This window comes from Parvimonas sp. D9 (assembly GCF_035282565.1).
GTDB lineage: Bacteria > Bacillota > Clostridia > Tissierellales > Peptoniphilaceae > Parvimonas > Parvimonas micra.
The window spans coordinates 1-237 of sequence record NZ_JAYKBM010000265.1; the positions used below are offsets into that span (position 1 = coordinate 1).

Here is a 237-nt window from a genome sequence, read left to right on the forward strand (position 1 = left end):
TCGAACAAATGCAAAATGAACTTTCTTCCAAATTTGGAATTGGCGTGCACTACTTTGAAAAAGATTTGTCGAAACCTGATTCAGCAAAAGAGCTTTTCTATGATGTAAAATCCGCAGAGCTAACAGTAACACACTTAATTAACAATGCAGGCTTTGGTGGTTATGGCAATTTTATAGAAACCTCATTAGAACATGAACTCGATATGATCAATTTGAATGTGAACAGTCTGGTAGTTT

The 237-nt window shown here is 35.0% G+C and carries 1 protein-coding gene; it reads left to right on the forward strand.

From position 1 onward, the window contains the following. The coding region (locus VJI94_RS08830) for an SDR family NAD(P)-dependent oxidoreductase (RefSeq protein ID WP_324009105.1) at positions 1–237 on the forward strand (237 nt) is incomplete at both ends.